The sequence below is a fragment of the Lacihabitans sp. LS3-19 genome (assembly GCF_024343575.1).
Lineage (GTDB): Bacteria > Bacteroidota > Bacteroidia > Cytophagales > Spirosomataceae > Leadbetterella.
In genome coordinates, this window is record NZ_RJUA01000124.1 from 33143 (window position 1) to 49406 (window position 16264).

The window sequence follows — 16264 nt, forward strand, 5'->3', positions numbered from 1 at the left end:
TATCTTGCGAAATCACGATACTACTTTTTTTATGATTAGAAAATTTACTTTTATCTGCCTGTTTTTGAGTTTTTTAAATGCTGAGGCACAGACTTTGGATTTGTATAGACAGTCTAATGTTTCGGGTGTTTATGCTGTAGGGTTTAATCCTGCCATGATGGCCGACTCTAGGCTTGGGACTATGTTTAGTTTGGGGGCATTTCATACTAATTTATCTAAAGAGGCTGTATGGAATCCTTTTGTACCATCTTCAAAAATCGACTTAAAGCTGAAAGGTGAGAATTGGAAAACCTCTGATATTGTTTTGCAAGGGCCATCATTTATGAAACAGTTGCCCAAAAACAATGTTTTTGCCTTAAGCACTCATTACCGATCCTTACAGACTTCGTCTGGAGAGTTTCCAAAGTTTTTCTCCAGTGATCCAAACTTTGGAATTAATTCTGATTTTCAGGGAAATTACTATTCGGTCGGTTTAAAAGAGATAGCATTTTCTTATGCCCATCCATTGGCTTTTAAAAATCATTTTCTGAAATTAGGCACAACTATAAAATTAGCTTCATTGTATCATCAATATGAATTAGCTAGTACTGATTTTAATGTTAAAAACAATACGATAAATGGAGCTATAACTGGTTTGCTTTCTACCAATAGCACACATTTTAATTGGCTCGATATGCTAAAAAGTAAAGGTATGGGCACTGGACTTGATCTAGGCTTGGTGTATGAATATCGCCCTAAGTACCAAGATTATGAATATAATATGGATGGTAAAAAACAATATGATCCTACCGTAAATAAATACTTAGCAAGGTTTGCTTTTAGCCTAACAGACTTGGGAAGCGTTAATTTCGATGCTTATAATCAGGTATCTATAAATAACGGAGCGGCTTTAGATCAAAATAAACTAAATTCGGGAGTACCAAATGCTTTAGCATCTCTGAATTTTTCTGGTGAGAATCTGGTAACGCAAAAATATATGCTACCTGCCAGAATCAACCTATTGGCCGAAGTCAGGCTTGGCAAAAAAGGCTGGCATCTCGGTTCGGTATATCGCTCAGCTACAAAAAGGACGGCCGTGGGTTTTAATCAGCAAAGTATTCTTGCCTTATACCCTCGTAAAGAAGTCAAAGATTTTGAATTTTCAGTTCCTGTTATTTTGAACAAAACTACAAAAAAGACTGGGGTAGGATTTCATCTGAAAATAGGCTCATTGTTTTTTGGTACAGAATCTTTAAATAATTTATTTTCAAAAAATGCTCCGAACCCATCGGTTTATGCTGGGTTTAACTTTACGGGTTTTGCGAAAAAAATAAAAGATAAAGACAACGATGCAGTATCAGACAAAAAAGATAAATGTGCCGATATTCCTGGCCTTTGGACGTTTATGGGCTGTCCAGATACAGATTTGGATGGTATTCAAGATAGTGAAGATAAATGTCCTGAACATGCTGGGCCGAAAGAAACGCAAGGTTGTCCAGATGCCGATGGCGATGGAATTTTCGATAATCAAGACGCTTGCCCAAATGTTAAAGGCTTGGCTAGGTTTAATGGCTGCCCCGATACCGATGGTGACGGAATTCCTGATTCAGAAGACGATTGTCCCCAAAAAGCAGGAGAGGAGGAGTTTGGTGGTTGTCCGGATAGTGATGGCGATGGCTTGATAGACTCTGAAGACGATTGCCCGGAAATTGCGGGTCCGAAATTGTTCAAAGGTTGTCCTGATACTGACGGAGACGGAATTCCTGACAAAGACGATAAATGTATAGATCAAAAAGGTACTTTAGAAAATGGAGGTTGCCCTGATACAGATGAAGATGGTGTGATAGATAAATTAGACGGGTGTCCTAATGAAAAAGGAACCCTTAATGGATGCCCAGACTCAGATGGAGACGGCATAAAAGACAGTGAGGATACATGCCCACAGCAGAAAGGCCTAAAAGAAAATAATGGCTGTCCAGATACAGACGCCGATGGTATAGTAGATTATTTAGATAAATGTCCTGCTATAGCGGGAAATTCACTTTGGAGTGGTTGTCCTCTGTCTATAAATTTTAAACCTTTAGAAATTGTCGATTCAGCTTCAAATGATTTGCTAAAAGGATTATTAATAGCAGTTTCGCATAAAGAATTAGGGAATTCTTATTTGGAGGAAATAAAAAATGCAACTTCTATGCTCAGTTCACCTATTAAACTCATAGTAAAAGGCAAAATGGGGTCTGAAGTCAGAATGGCTTATGGTTTAGCTTTAAAGAATGCTGGAATATAAATAGTAACAATAGATGAAGAAAACCAGCAAAGTAGTTTAAGTTTTGAATAAAATGAAATATATATTTTTAAGTCTTTTTTTGTTAGTTAACTTGGCATTAGGGCAAAATAAAATGCGATTGCCTAATCCGATTAATACTTCCAAATCCATCGAGTATGCTCCGTCCATTACCGCTGATGGTCAAACTTTGGTTTACCAGTCGGATCAATATGGGCTTTTTGTGAATGCTGCCAAAAAAGTTCCTCAGATAAATGCTGAAGGTAAAAGCAATGTGATTCTTGACGAATTTGAGGCCTCTTTTTTTGGTGTATATGAGGTAAAGCTCCACCCATCCGGTGAGTGGATGGCTCCCAAAAATATCGAGCCAATAAATCAATATGCAAACGAAAACATGACCCCAATAATGGGAGGGCCAAGTGTAAGTTATGACGGGAATATGATTTATTTTTTCGCAAATTTTGGTAAAAATGGATTTGGAAGAGAGGATATATTTTTTTCGGAAAGGAAGAAGACGGGGTGGTCAAGGCCCGAAAATATTGGTTCAAACATCAATACGGACAATTATGAAGGGTTTCCTTCCATTTCACCCGACGGCAAAAAGTTGTATTTTACGCGTGAAATACTGGGTAAAAAAGTAAATGATAAGCAGTGTTACCGAATTATGGTTTCTGAAAAAGCCAGAAATGGAAAATGGAGGTTGCCGTATGAACTGCCAGCACCAATTAACCTTGATTGTGAAAAAGCACCAAGGATATTAGCAGATGGTAAAACTTTGGTTTTTTCTTCAATTAAAAAAGAAGGTCGTGGTGATTTTGATTTATATAAATCCGAAATGCTCGATAATGGCGGATGGTCAGAGCCTATAAACCTCGACTTTATTAATACCAAGAAGTCTGATCTTTTTGTGTCTGTAAGTCCCTGCGGAGATCTTATGTATTATGTAAGTGACGGGGATATTTTCACTTCTACCATTCCTGAGTCTTTGAGGCCAATTAAAAGTGCAACAATTCAGGGTTTTGTGCTTGATTCAATTTCCAAATTGCCACTTTCAGCCAAAGTTGTGGTAAAAGAAAAAGATACAGATAAGGTATTAACCGTTCTAGACAATAACCCGTCTGATGGGAGATATACAGCAATTGTGCCTTTTGGCGGTTCTTATAATGTTTCTGTAAATATTCCGGAGTATTTTACTTTAAGTAAGGAAATTCTAAGTGAAGATATCGTCGATTGCAACCCTATTCCCAAAGATTTTCAATTGCAAAAAATACCAACAAGCAAAGAGGAAATTGTACAATTGGCACTAAATACAGATAATATTAATCCAAGCCAATCTTTGAATTTAGTTGCTGAAAAGCAAAAGTTAGAAGCTTTGGAATTAGAAAAGCAACAAAAAGCTGTTTTAGAAAAGCAAAGAATTGAAGAAGAAAGATTGGCTGCTGAAAAACTAAAACAAGAGGCTATAGAGATAGAAAAGCAACAAAAAGCTGCCTTAGAAAAACAAATCTTAGAAGATGAAAGATTGGCTGCTGAAAAGCTAAAACAAGAGGCTTTGGAGTTAGAAAAACAACAAAAAGCTGCCTTAGAAAAGCTAAGAATAGAAGAAGAAAGACTTGCTGCCGAAAAACTAAAGCAAGAAGCTTTGGAGCTTGAAAAGCAACAAAAAGCTGCCTTAGAAAAACAAAGGCTAGAAGAAGAAAGATTAGCTGCGGAAAAGCTAAAGCAAGAAGTTTTAGAGTTAGAGAAGCAACAAAAAGCTGCCTTAGAAAAACTAAGAATAGAAGAGGAAAGGTTAGCTGCGGAAAAACTAAAACAAGAAGCTTTAGAGTTAGAGGAGCAACAAAAAGCTGCCTTAGAAAAACAAAGGTTAGAAGAAGAAAGGTTGGCTGCCGAAAAACTAAAACAAGAAGCTATAGAGTTAGAGAAGCAACAAAAAGCTGCTTTAGAAAAGCAAAGATTAGAAGAAGAAAAGTTGGCTGCCGAAAAACTAAAACAAGAAGCTATAGAGTTAGAGAAGCAACAAAAAGCTGCTTTAGAAAAGCAAAGATTAGAAGAAGAAAGGTTGGCTGCCGAAAAACTAAAACAAGAAGCTTTGGAGTTAGAAAAGCAACAAAAAGCTGCTTTAGAAACACAAAGGCTAGAAGAAGAAAGATTGGCTGCTGAAAAACTAAAACAAGAAGCTTTGGAGTTAGAAAAGCAACAAAAAGCTGCCTTAGAAAAGCAAAGGCTAGAAGAAGAAATACTGGCCAAAGAGAAAAAGAGGTGGGCTGAGTCCAGCCTTATGGTATATTTAAAAGATATAAATACCAATGAACCTTTGGATGGGAATATCATAGTGTTTAGTAGAAAATCGAAAGATTCAACAGTGTATGATATTAAAGGAGGCGTTTTGAAAATCACACTAGTAGGTGAAGATACGTGGAGAGTAAAAGCAATTGCAAAGAACTATAATTCTACAGAGCAAATTGTGAAAATAGAACTACCAAAGGAAGGTTCTAAAAATTTCATAATCGAAATGAAGCTGGAAAAAGAAATATATAAGCTCCAACTTTTTGCCATAGATTTAGAGAAAAACAAACCAATTCCAATGGCTACTTTTACAATTTTAGATAATAATAAAAAGCAAATAGCTGTTTTGAAAGCAGATAGTAAAGGATTTGTAGAATATATTTTACCTCAAAAAAATAAATATACTGTTTTGTTATCAGCAGAAAATTATGACAATGATGAGCAAGCAATAGAAGATTTGAAGTTGAATACCAAAGTGACTTTTAAACCTATTGAGAAAAAAATAAAAATACATGAATTAAAACTTTTTGTGTATGATCGTTTTACAGAGGAAGAACTATTTCCGAATGTTATTTCCAATACCACTTCTAAAGGTGTAGCACCTACTTTTATTCAAGGTCCCGAAAATACAGTTTTTAATGTCAATTTAAGCGGAGAAAATATTGAGCCAGAAAGTTATAAATTGGCTTTTGTGGATAGTTTGATAAATAAAGTTCGGCAGGATTTATTAGCTCAAAAACTAAGTTATGAGTTTGAGTTTAGATTTTATGATAAAAAAACAAATAAATCTATTCCAAGGATAGAATATTCGGTTGTAGAGACCTCAAGCAAAGCTGAAGTTCAAAAGTTTTTAAATGGAAAAAATCTCGTTTATTTATCACCAAAAAAATCTTATATTTTTACATTAAATACCCCTTTATACGAACCTATGGTGCTAAAAATAGATGCTTTAGACTGGATTAAATCCAAGGATTTTGAGAAAAATATATTTTTGGTACAAAAGAAATTAGAAACACCTAAAGTTGAAGAAAATGCACCAGCAGTAATAAATACAAAAACTTTTGGAGAAATTAGTAAAGGCAAGAAAATAACTTTAGAAAATATTTATTTTGACCAAAGTAGCCCTGTTTTAAGACCTGAATCTTTTAAACAATTGGACGAGTTGGTTACGGTTTTGCAAGAAAACTCTGATCTGAAGATTGAAGTAAGAGGACATACTGATAATGTTGGAGATTTGTTTGAAAACGTCAAACTTTCAAAAAGTAGATGTGAGTCTGTAACTGAATACTTATCTTCAAAAGGCATCTCAAAAACAAGGCTTTCGGTAGTAGGACGGGGGCCAATAGAACCTATTGCTCCAAATGATACCGAAGAAAACAAAAAGAAAAATCGTAGAGTTGAGTTCTTAGTGCTTTAGTTTTAATCTAAAAGATTAACATATTAGTTATTTTATTGAAAGTGTATTTTGATTCTTGTTTCAGAAAAGTACTCACCAAAAAAGCCACCCGAAGAGTGGCTTTTTAAATATGTTAAAATAGGATGTTACCCTAATTTCTCAACACTACGCTCAATAAACTGTGTAAGATCGTTGCCGTTTAGCATTCCTTGTGAAAGGAGGGCTAGGTCGTACAATTGTTTTACAAGTCCGTTTTCGTTTCCTTCTGCGGCTACTTTACTTATGATTGGGTGATTGCCGTTTACTACCAAGTTGTACATAACTGGCATATTGCCAAACATGCCACCTTGTCCGTTTACCTTAGACATATCAGCATACCTACGCATAAACTCAGGCATTACGATTGAAACAGGTATTTCGTCCACTGGCAAAGCTTCTATCTGTACGATATTGGTTCCAGCAAACTCCTTGAAGGCTTCCTCAACTTTTTTCTTTTCGTCTTCACTAAGCACCACCTCTGATTTAAGGCCTTTGTCTATCAGTTTGTCAAATGTATCTGCGTCAACTCTTTTGAAGGTGAACTTCTCGTTTTTGCTTTCTAAAGCATTGATAAAGTGAGCATCTAGAACATCGTCAAATACCAAAACATCAAACTCACGTTTTTTGGCATTACTGATGAAAGCATCTTGTTTGTCTTTGTCGTTGGCGTACAAAGCCACCAAAGTACCGTCTTTGTCTTTTTGGTTGGCTTCAAGCTTGGTTTTGTATTCTTCTATCGTAAAACATTCGCCTTCAGTGTTTTTCAATAAAATAAAGTCTTTGGCTCTATCGTAGAATTTATCGTCAGAGATGATGCCATATTTTACAAAAAGGCCAATGCTTTCCCATTTCTCTTCAAAAGCTTTGCGGTCGTCACGGAACAACTCCGCCAACTTATCAGCCACTTTTTTGGTGATATGCGAATTGATTCGTTTTACATTCCCGTCAGCTTGTAAATAACTTCTGGATACGTTCAATGGAATATCCGGAGAGTCAATAACGCCATGCAATAACTGTAAAAACTCAGGTACGATATCTTTTACATCATCTGTAATAAATACCTGACGGCTATACAATTGTATCTTTTCTCTGTTGAGTTGGAAGTCTTGTTTCACTTTTGGGAAATACAAAACTCCAGTAAGATTAAACGGATAATCAACATTGAGGTGAATCCAGAAAAGTGGATCTTCGCTATATGGATACAACTCTTTGTAAAAAGCTATATAATCTTCATCTTTAAGTTCAGAAGGTGATTTTACCCAAATAGGATTGGGGTTATTAATGACTTTGTCATTGTATTCAATCTCAACTGGCAAGAATTTGCCATATTTAATTAAAACTCCTTCTAGTTTACTGTCTTCTAAAAATTCTTCTGAATCTTCAGCTATATGTAATATAATGTCTGTTCCTCTTTCGGTTTTTTCGGCTGCCGATATTTCAAACTCGGTAGTACCATCGCTAAACCACCTTGCTGCGGGAGCATCTTGGTAAGATTTTGTGATGATTTCTACTTCTTTGGCTACCATAAAGGCAGAGTAAAAGCCTAAGCCAAATTGTCCGATTATTTGGGTTTTGTCAGTTTCGTCTTTGTATTTTTCTACAAATTCCTTAGCACCTGAAAATGCTATTTGATTGATGTATTTTTTGATTTCATCGGCTGTCATTCCCAAGCCTTTGTCTGAAATCGTGATGGTTTTGGCTTCTTTGTCTATCGAAACTTTGATTTTCAAATCGCCCAATTCACCCTCAAATTGACCTATAGAAGAAAGTTTTTTGATTTTTTGTGTTGCATCGACTGCATTTGAAACCAATTCTCTTAGGAAGATTTCATGATCCGAATACAAGAATTTTTTAATTATCGGAAAAATGTTCTCGGTGTTAATCGAAATTGTACCTTTTTCTGCTACCATTTTCTTATGTTGTTTTTGATTACTGCTGAATACTTGTCAAACCTTGTTCCAATACTTGTTTTTGTGACAATTTGACAGAGGGTTAAGAAGAGATTGTGGGTTTTATTGCCACGAATGCACTAATGAAAACGAATAGTAATTTATTTAGATTAGTGAAAATTAGAGTATTGGTGGCATTTAATTTGTTTTTCATTTACCACGAATGCACGAATGAAAACGAATAATAATTTATATAGATTAGTAAAAATTAGAGTATTTGTGGCATTTATTGTGATTTTTATTTGCCACGAATTCACGAATGTACACGAATAATAATAGAAATAGATTAGTGAAAATTAGAGTATTGGTGGCATTTAATATGTTTTTCAATTGCCACGAATGCACGAATTAACACAAATAATAATTTATATAAATCCTTGAAAATTAGTGTATTCGTGGCATTTAATAAACTAGTATTTTAAATAAAAAAAGCTTCCAAGTTTACCTTGAAAGCTTTGATTGAAATGTGAATTATTTAATTCCACTCTGTTGTGTTTTCTATTCCTAAGTCTTTGGCCACAAAAACGGGGTCTTTGCCTTCTGCTCTTTGTTTTTCATAGTCTTTGAGGGTGGCGAAGGCTTTTTTTCTTAGAATTAAAATTGCGATAACGTTTAGCCAAGCCATTATACCTACACCAATGTCACCTATAGTCCAAGCTAAAGCTGCGGTTTTTATGGCTCCATAGAAAGTAGCTATTAATATCATTACTCTTAATCCTTGAATCATCCATTGTTTACCACCTTTTTCTAAAAGATAACTAAAGTTGGTTTCAGCTATATAATAGTAAGCCATTATGGTCGTAAAAGCAAAGAAAAACAAGGCTATTGAAATAAAGCCAGCTCCTAAAGAAGGGAAAACGGTGTCTACTGCATTCTGCGTAAACTCTGCCCCAACGGCCATTCCTGGTACGTTTTCAGCTAAAAAACCTCCAGTAGGATTTAATACATTGTATTTACCTGTAAACAAAATCATCAAACCAGTAGCAGTACAAACGAAAAGTGTATCAACATATACAGAGAAAGCTTGAACTAGGCCTTGTTTTGCCGGATGACTTACTTCAGCTGCTGCTGCAGGGTGTGGTGCAGTTCCTTGTCCAGCTTCATTTGAATAAATTCCTCTTTTTACTCCCCAAGCTACAGTCATTCCGAATATACCTGCAAAAGCAGGCTCCAAATCAAATGCCGAGCGGAAAATCAATCCAAATGTTTCTGGGATTTTGGCAAAATTAATTGCAATAATAATCAAAGCCATCAATATATATCCACCTGCCATAAATGGGACTACAACTTCTGCAACTTTTCCGATTCTTTTTACACCTCCGAATATTATCAATCCTAAAAATAAACAAACGATAGCCCCAGTGTATTCTACAGGTATGTTGAATGCACTTTTAACACCTAAAGCAATACTGTTGCTCTGTACGCCTGGCAGTAATAGTGCAGTGCTTATTATAGTTGCGATGGCAAAAGTCACTGCATACCATTTCATGCCCATTCCTTTTTCAATATAATATGCCGGCCCACCTCTGTATTGTCCATCTTTTACTTCTTTGTAGATTTGGCCAAGCGTGGCTTCGACAAATGCGGAGGCGGCACCTAAAAATGCAATGGACCACATCCAAAACAATGCTCCTGGGCCACCCATCGCAATTGCAGTGGCTACGCCAGCAATATTTCCAGTTCCAACTCTACCTGAAATTGCTATTGCGAAGGCTTGAAAAGACGACACACCTTTTTCAGAGCTTTTACCTCCAAAAAGTAAGCGAATCATTTCTTTGAAAAACCTTACTTGTAAAAACTTCGTACTGATAGAGAAATAAATTCCGGCACCAAGGCAAAGAATGATTAAGGCATTTGACCAAACCAGGTCATTTACAGTGTTTACGATTTGTTCCATTTTATGTTTAGGGTTATAGTTTGTTGAAAATTAAAGTTTTATCATTTGTAAATCTCAGATCTCGAAGCCAATAAAGTATTGTACATCAATGCTGCCACGGTCATAAGACCTACTCCTCCCGGAACTGGTGTTATGAAACTGGTTTTCGGAGCTACCTCGTCAAATTTCACGTCTCCTTTCAATGCGAAGCCACTTTTTTTGCTGGTATCTACTACTCTTGTCAAACCGACGTCTATCACCACTGCACCTTCTTTTACCATATCAGCTTTTATGAATTCTGGTTTTCCCAATGCGGCTACTAAAATATCAGCTTGAAGACAGATTTCTTGTAAGTTTTTGGTTTTACTATGAGCCAAAGTAACGGTGCAGTTACCAGGATACGTATTTCTCTGCATCAATATACTCATTGGTAAGCCGACTATTTGACTCCTACCCACAACCACGCAATGCTTTCCTGATGTTTCTATTTTATATCTTTTTATCAATTCCAAAACACCAAAAGGAGTGGCAGAAATATACGCTGGAAGCCCTTTTGCCATTCTTCCAATATTGATGGGGTGGAAGCCATCAACGTCTTTTTTAGGGTCTATCGCCTCTATTACACGGTCAACGTTGATGTGTTCGGGCAGTGGTAACTGTACTATAAAACCATCAATATCTTCGTCTGCATTAAGCTGAGCGATTATTTCTAAAACTTCTTCTTCGGTACTTGTGGAATCTCTTCTAATTAAAGTTGATTTGAACCCAATTTGCTCGCAAGATTTTATTTTGCTGGCTACATATGTTTCGCTGGCTCCATTGTCACCAATCAATACTGCTGCTAAATGTGGAATTTTGCCATCTTCGGCCTTGATTTTGTCTACTTCGATTTGTAGTTCGGCTTTTACTTGTGCAGATATTAATTTTCCATCTATAATTTCCATATTCTTGAAGCTTTTTTATTTACAAAGATAAAACTCAAGGCTATCTTATCCAATTCAAAACTTAAATGATTTATGGAAGATTTTAAACGTAATTAATCTGGCTTTTTCGCTTAAATCTCAATAGATAAATAAGTGCAACAGAAACAACTAACATTGAAAAAAGGAAAGTTTGTGGTAAGTTTTTAATTTGATTTTGATAAATAAGTGTTGGAAGCAAAGCTCCAAAACCAATTCCCGCTTCTAAGGCAATATACATAGTAGCGATTGCTTTGCCTCGGTTTTCTTCCTTGCACAAGTCTACAGTCCATGCTTGGGTAATAGGTGAAATAATGCCCATGCTTATACCAAAAAGAATGGCAGAAACCGTCAAAACAAAAATTGAATTGGCAAAAGCAATTGTCAAAACAGCAAAAATTAAGACCCAAAGGCCCAAAAGCAAAACTTTAACTCTACCGTTTCGGTCTGACCATTTACCTGCCAAAAATCTAACAGCAATTGATGCCAAGGTGTATATTAAGAAATAATAGCCCTTGTTCTGTAATCCTATATGTTTGCTTAAATCGGGTACTAGAGTTACGATAGTGCCATAAGCAAATGAGGAAAAGAATATTACGATTACTACAGGCATAACCGAAAAGTCCAGAATTTCGTGGCGATTTAGTTTTAAAAGGGAGAATGAAAATGGTACTTTTTGAATAGGATTTAAGGTTTCTTTCATGTTTACCAATATCAAAATCGATAATAAGGAAAGAGCAGATGATGTGTAAAATAAAACATTTATGTCGAAATGTTGAACAATCCAACCACCCAAAGCTGGTCCGAAAGCCATCCCTAATCCTCCCACCAAACCGTGAATCCCCATGGATTCTCCTCTCCGGTTTATAGGTACTATGTCAGCAATATATGCGGCAGTGCCCGTTGGTTTAAAACCAGTAGAAAAACCATGGACAAATCTTAAAAGAAAAAAGGGGAGTAGAGTTGTAGCTAATGGATATAGAAAACCGACTACAAAACAAACCAAAGATCCAAAAGCCATTACTGGCACTCGACCTACTTTGTCTGTTAGTTTTCCACTAAATGGCCTTGAAAGTCCCGCTGTAAGTGTAAATAAGGAAATGATAAGCCCTTTAAATTCCCCACCACCCATTTTAGATAGGTAATCAGGTAGCTCAGGAATGAGCATATTGAAACTTGAAAAAAACAAGAACGAACTAGTGCATAATAACCAAAACTGAAGGGTAAATATGCTTTTTTCTTTTTTCAAAAACTTTCTTGTAGTTTAACTTTTGCCCTATGACAAACACCACCAATAGGCGGATTGAATTTTGAAACTTCTACCGTAATTTTATTGATTCCTGAAAATTGCAGTTTAATGGCATCAATTATTTCATGGCCAACATGCTCTAGTAATCTATGTTTTTTGGACATTACCAGTTTTACAATTGCATAAATGTCTCCATAGTTTATGGTGTCTTTTAACTTATCAGTAGTTGCCGCAGTTGATAAGTCAGTATCTAGAAAAACATCTATAGAATATTTGTTTCCAATCTTTTGTTCTTCGTCAAAATGGCCATGGTAGGCAAAAAACTCCATGCCTTCTAAGGCTATTTGGTCCATTTGAGGATTAATTTAAGTTGTCAAAGAAAGAGCCACTCTGTTTTTTCTCAGCTATGTAATCATTTACTGATTTTGGTTCTTTTGGTTCTGATTTCTCAACCATAGCTTTTCTGATGGCAGCCTTTACTTTATTTACTTTGTCAAGCATTTCTTCTGTATTACCACTTTCCGAAATTTCAGATTTAGATTTCTCAGGTTTGAAGTCTTCTTTTGGTACTCTACCTGCTATTAGATATTTCTTGAGCTCTTCGAGTTGTTCAAACTGACCATGTTCTGCCAAAAGAGCTTGTTCTATCCAAGTACTTGGGTCGTGAGAGGCAAATTGAGAGCCAGCGTTATCTAAAATGTCCTTAATTCTATACAATGGTGTAGTGGCCAAATCTCTAAAAGTTACAATGCGTGCATTATTTAAAACTTCTTTGATTTTAGGTCCAATTCCTTCTATCAGTTCAAGATTAGTATTATCTTTTTCCTCACTTTCACTAGTGATTTCGTTTACGGCAGAAGAAAAACTAATTCCGTGAGATTCTTCTTCCTCTTCTTCAAGAATTTCAATTTCTTGAGTACTATGAGATTCTAATTGTTCTTCAACAATTGCTGCTATTTCCTCTTCAGATTCTATCTCAATCTCAATCTCTTCAACTTCCATTTCTATTGAGTTAGAAACAAATTTAACCGTTTTTTCTTGAACTATCTGAGGTGCATTATACACGATTTCTGAGCTATGACCACCAACTATTTGGTTGATTTCCCCAGATATACCTTTCAGTTCTGTTAGAAATTGTGCCTTTTTAGCCTCGAGTGCCGCAAAGTTGGTTTCTAATTCTGCAAATTCGGCTTTAGCAGTTGTATTTATATTGTTAACTTTTTGCTCTGCATCATCTACCAATTGCTTAGCAGTATTTTCTGCTTCAGCTATGATTTGAGCTGCCTTTTGCTCAGCATTTTCAATTTTAAGATTGGCCTCTGTGGCAGCATTTTCTGTAAGTCTGGTGCTAGTATCTTCTGCAGTACGAAGAGTTTTGATCAGGGTCATTTCTACTTCTCGTAGTTTAGAAGCTTCTTTTTCTGAAATATCCAATTGCATCTTCAGCATTTTGGACTCGTTCAACATGCGTTCCCATTCCTGAGCTATGTTTGAAAGAAAATGATTTACTTCTTCTATATCGTAACCTCTAAATGACTTCTCGAATTCGTGTTGTTTTATTTCTAACGACGTTATTTTCATTGTTAATTATGTTTTAGGAAAAACAAAATGGAATAATATTAAAGAAAACACTATATGCCTTGATTTATTACTAAAACGTAGCTTTATTTTCCTGTTATAATTCCTTGTTTACTGGAGCATTCTAATTTTTTACAAAATAACAAAAAAAACAATGGAACTTAAAACAATTTCCACATTGAAATACTCCTGTCATCGCTTGCAGATATCAACCTTTGAGTATTTTGGTTCCAGAGTAGCTTATTTACCGAGGTTCCGTGCGAGGCATTTTTGGTTTTGTCTATTACTTTTAAAAGTTTGAGACTTTGACTATCCCAAATTTTTATAGACTTATCCATACTGCAAGTGGCTAACAATCCATGCTGAGTAATTTCTATGATGTGGTTAATCGCAAATAAATGTGCTGGTATAGTTTCTCCACTTGCATAAGAATTTTCAACATTCCATAGCATCAAATGAGCATCTCTTCCACCAGAAATAAGTTGAGTGTCATTGTTTATATATTGTAAGCTAAATACTGAATTTTGATGTCCTTCCAGCGTTTGTTTTAATTTGTAAGTATCAAGGTCATAAATTCTAATTTTCCAATCAGAAAAACCTACGGCCATTTCGTTGGTTTTGTTGTTGATAGCTATACAACGAGCACTTTTTTGAGATCCTTCTATATGTTTTACAAAAGTATTTGTTTCAAGATTTAAGATATGCAAAAAACCAATATTGTCGCTGACGATTAGTGAATTGTTGTTTTTCTTAATATCAAAAATAGAAACTTTGCCAAGGCTCACATTTAGCGTTTCTTTTTTATTTTCTGTATCTATAAGATGTATGCCTTCAGTATTGTTGGCTACCCATAGTTTATGATTTTCTGGCTCGTGATGCATGGCATAAATAGAATTTTGGATTTTGGCAATGGGTTTTCCAATGTCAGCGTTTTTCCATTCTACTACCATTCCATCTCCTCCAGCCGAGAAAAAACTTTGGTCATTTGTGCCTTCACAAAGTGTGTAAACGCAATCTTTATGTCCTGTAAAATTCTCTATTTTTTCAATATTGAATGTCATTTTTATCCTTTTGGCTTTCTTATATGTATATTTTATTGCAAATTTCGGCCAAAATATTCCTATGGCTCTACTTTTCAACAAAATATTATCACCTGAAATTCATTATATGGTTTGGCATTTAACCGAAACCACTGAAGAACTATGGCAAATGGTAAATCCTGATGAAGCTGATTTGTCGATTTTAGAGGCAATAAATCACGACGCAAAGAAAAGAGAATATCTCGCAGGGAAAAATGCAATAATGAAAATGTGCGAATCACAAGGTTTGCCATTTTTGGGAATTTATAAAGACGAACATGGTAAACCTTTCTTGAAAGATAATCCTTTTGAGATTTCTTTAACCCATACTTTAGAGTATATCGGTGTAGTTTTTTCGAAAAAATGCCCCGTAGGGATAGATATTGAAAAACCTCGACCTCAAATAATGCGGATACTTAAACGGTTGTTTTCTGAAGCTGAAGTTGAAGAAGTAAATGAGAATGTTGATAAAGCGACCATTTATTGGTCAGCAAAAGAGGCCTTGTATAAATTGTACGGAAAACGAAAGGTCGATTTTAAAGAGAATTTGTTTTTGGAAAATATTGAAGGTTATATTCTAGGTAAAATAAAAATGCCCGACCATGAAGCCGAGCATCATATTTTTGTAGAAAAACTTTTTGATTATTTTTTAGTGATTGCATATTGAGTTATTAATTCAATTTAAAACACTTTATTATCAATCAAGCGAACTCCGCCCAAATGTGCAGCAACAATCAATGCTGTTTTTCTTTTTTTATCAAATTCAGTAATAGGTTCTAAAGTTTCGAAATCAGCAATTTCATAATATTCAAGTTTAAATTCGGGATTTGAATTATAAAAGTCTTCGATTTTGTTTTTTACGATAAATGGAGAGTTTCCTTCAAGCAATAACTTTTTGCCAATCACAAGAGACTGGAATATTTTTGGTGCAGAAGGTCGTACGTCTTCAGTTAATCTTCGATTTCTGGATGACATAGCTAGGCCATCTTTTTCTCTAATAGTTTCGCAAACCACCAATTTGATATCAAAACTGAGGTCGTTTATCAATCGGTTAATTACAGCAACTTGCTGGATGTCTTTTTGTCCAAAATATGCTCTATTTGGCTTTATTATATTAAATAATTTGCTCACCACAATACCTACGCCGTTAAAATGTCCTGGTCGAAATTCCCCTTCCATGATATTTTCTAAAAAGCCAAAGTCTATTTTTAATTGAGGTAAATTAGGGTACATTTCCTCTGCTGAAGGTGCAAAAACTACATCGCAACCAGCTTCTTCAAGTAATTTACAATCTTCTTCTAATGTTCTTGGGTATTTTTTGAGGTCATCAGGATTGTTAAATTGCGTTGGGTTTACAAAAATGCTTACCGCAGTCAAATCATTTTCAGCTATTGATTTTTTAACCAAAGCTCTGTGTCCTTCATGCAAGGCACCCATTGTGGGTACAAAGCCGATAGATTTTCCATGTTGACTTTTAAGGAAATTTTGCGTCTCAATTATGTTGTCGAATATCAGCATTGTCTTTAATAATGTTAAACATGAAGGCAATTAAGCATTTATATTGTAATTTTGCACGGTTTTAAATAA

General features: G+C 35.3%; 11 protein-coding genes. 3 read left to right on the top strand and 8 right to left on the bottom strand.

All coding sequences use genetic code 11. From position 1 onward, the window contains the following. Positions 1 to 31: 31 nt before the first annotated feature. Entirely contained in the window at positions 32 to 2266 is a 2235-nt protein-coding gene (locus EGI22_RS20480; RefSeq protein ID WP_255070321.1) for a DUF5723 family protein, read from the top strand. A gap of 52 nt (positions 2267 to 2318) precedes the next feature. Further along, the gene (locus EGI22_RS20485) at positions 2319 to 5969 is read left to right on the top strand and encodes an OmpA family protein (RefSeq protein ID WP_255070322.1); all 3651 of its coding nucleotides are present in this window, start codon (positions 2319 to 2321) and stop codon (positions 5967 to 5969) included. Between the two features lie 125 nt (positions 5970 to 6094). Here EGI22_RS20485 and htpG read toward each other — a convergent pair whose 3' ends face one another. From htpG to EGI22_RS20520, 7 genes are all read right to left on the bottom strand, one after another. Then, positions 6095 to 7897: a molecular chaperone HtpG gene (gene htpG / locus EGI22_RS20490; RefSeq protein WP_255070323.1), complete on the bottom strand. Its 1803-nt coding sequence runs from the start codon at positions 7895 to 7897 to the stop codon at positions 6095 to 6097. A 514-nt stretch (positions 7898 to 8411) separates the two neighbouring features. Next, a complete protein-coding gene (locus tag EGI22_RS20495) occupies positions 8412 to 9833 on the bottom strand; it encodes a sodium:alanine symporter family protein (protein ID WP_255070324.1) in 1422 nt (473 codons plus the stop codon). Positions 9834 to 9874: 41 nt separating this feature from the next. Continuing rightward, entirely contained in the window at positions 9875 to 10756 is an 882-nt protein-coding gene (locus EGI22_RS20500) for a bifunctional 5,10-methylenetetrahydrofolate dehydrogenase/5,10-methenyltetrahydrofolate cyclohydrolase (protein ID WP_255070325.1), read from the bottom strand. Between the two features lie 82 nt (positions 10757 to 10838). Continuing rightward, positions 10839 to 12020: an MFS transporter gene (locus EGI22_RS20505; protein WP_255070326.1), complete on the bottom strand. Its 1182-nt coding sequence runs from the start codon at positions 12018 to 12020 to the stop codon at positions 10839 to 10841. Beyond that, complete coding sequence (gene folB, locus EGI22_RS20510; protein ID WP_255070327.1) at positions 12017 to 12373, bottom strand: dihydroneopterin aldolase; 357 nt, start codon at positions 12371 to 12373, stop codon at positions 12017 to 12019. The genes EGI22_RS20505 and folB overlap by 4 nt, the downstream gene beginning before the upstream one ends. A gap of 7 nt (positions 12374 to 12380) precedes the next feature. Then, the gene (locus EGI22_RS20515) at positions 12381 to 13601 is read right to left on the bottom strand and encodes a DivIVA domain-containing protein (RefSeq protein WP_255070328.1); all 1221 of its coding nucleotides are present in this window, start codon (positions 13599 to 13601) and stop codon (positions 12381 to 12383) included. Positions 13602 to 13759: 158 nt separating this feature from the next. Continuing rightward, a complete protein-coding gene (locus EGI22_RS20520; RefSeq protein WP_255070329.1) occupies positions 13760 to 14659 on the bottom strand; it encodes a WD40 repeat domain-containing protein in 900 nt (299 codons plus the stop codon). Between the two features lie 61 nt (positions 14660 to 14720). Between EGI22_RS20520 and EGI22_RS20525 the strand changes: the two genes are divergently transcribed. Continuing rightward, positions 14721 to 15344: a 4'-phosphopantetheinyl transferase superfamily protein gene (locus EGI22_RS20525; RefSeq protein ID WP_255070330.1), complete on the top strand. Its 624-nt coding sequence runs from the start codon at positions 14721 to 14723 to the stop codon at positions 15342 to 15344. A gap of 14 nt (positions 15345 to 15358) precedes the next feature. Here the strand turns inward: EGI22_RS20525 and panC are convergent, their stop codons facing one another. Then, a complete protein-coding gene (gene panC, locus EGI22_RS20530; protein WP_255070331.1) occupies positions 15359 to 16195 on the bottom strand; it encodes a pantoate--beta-alanine ligase in 837 nt (278 codons plus the stop codon). Positions 16196 to 16264 lie beyond the last annotated feature (69 nt).

Excerpts from the sequence above, each read along its gene's own strand:
- EGI22_RS20500 (WP_255070325.1), bottom strand. The coding sequence starts at position 10,756 with ATGGAAATTATAGATGGAAAATTAATATCTGCACAAGTAAAAGCCGAA.
- panC (WP_255070331.1), bottom strand. The coding sequence starts at position 16,195 with ATGCTGATATTCGACAACATAATTGAGACGCAAAATTTCCTTAAAAGT.
- EGI22_RS20525 (WP_255070330.1), top strand. The coding sequence starts at position 14,721 with ATGGCTCTACTTTTCAACAAAATATTATCACCTGAAATTCATTATATG.
- EGI22_RS20515 (WP_255070328.1), bottom strand. The coding sequence starts at position 13,601 with ATGAAAATAACGTCGTTAGAAATAAAACAACACGAATTCGAGAAGTCA.
- folB (WP_255070327.1), bottom strand. The coding sequence starts at position 12,373 with ATGGACCAAATAGCCTTAGAAGGCATGGAGTTTTTTGCCTACCATGGC.
- EGI22_RS20480 (WP_255070321.1), top strand. The coding sequence starts at position 32 with ATGATTAGAAAATTTACTTTTATCTGCCTGTTTTTGAGTTTTTTAAAT.
- EGI22_RS20520 (WP_255070329.1), bottom strand. The coding sequence starts at position 14,659 with ATGACATTCAATATTGAAAAAATAGAGAATTTTACAGGACATAAAGAT.
- htpG (WP_255070323.1), bottom strand. The coding sequence starts at position 7,897 with ATGGTAGCAGAAAAAGGTACAATTTCGATTAACACCGAGAACATTTTT.
- EGI22_RS20495 (WP_255070324.1), bottom strand. The coding sequence starts at position 9,833 with ATGGAACAAATCGTAAACACTGTAAATGACCTGGTTTGGTCAAATGCC.
- EGI22_RS20485 (WP_255070322.1), top strand. The coding sequence starts at position 2,319 with ATGAAATATATATTTTTAAGTCTTTTTTTGTTAGTTAACTTGGCATTA.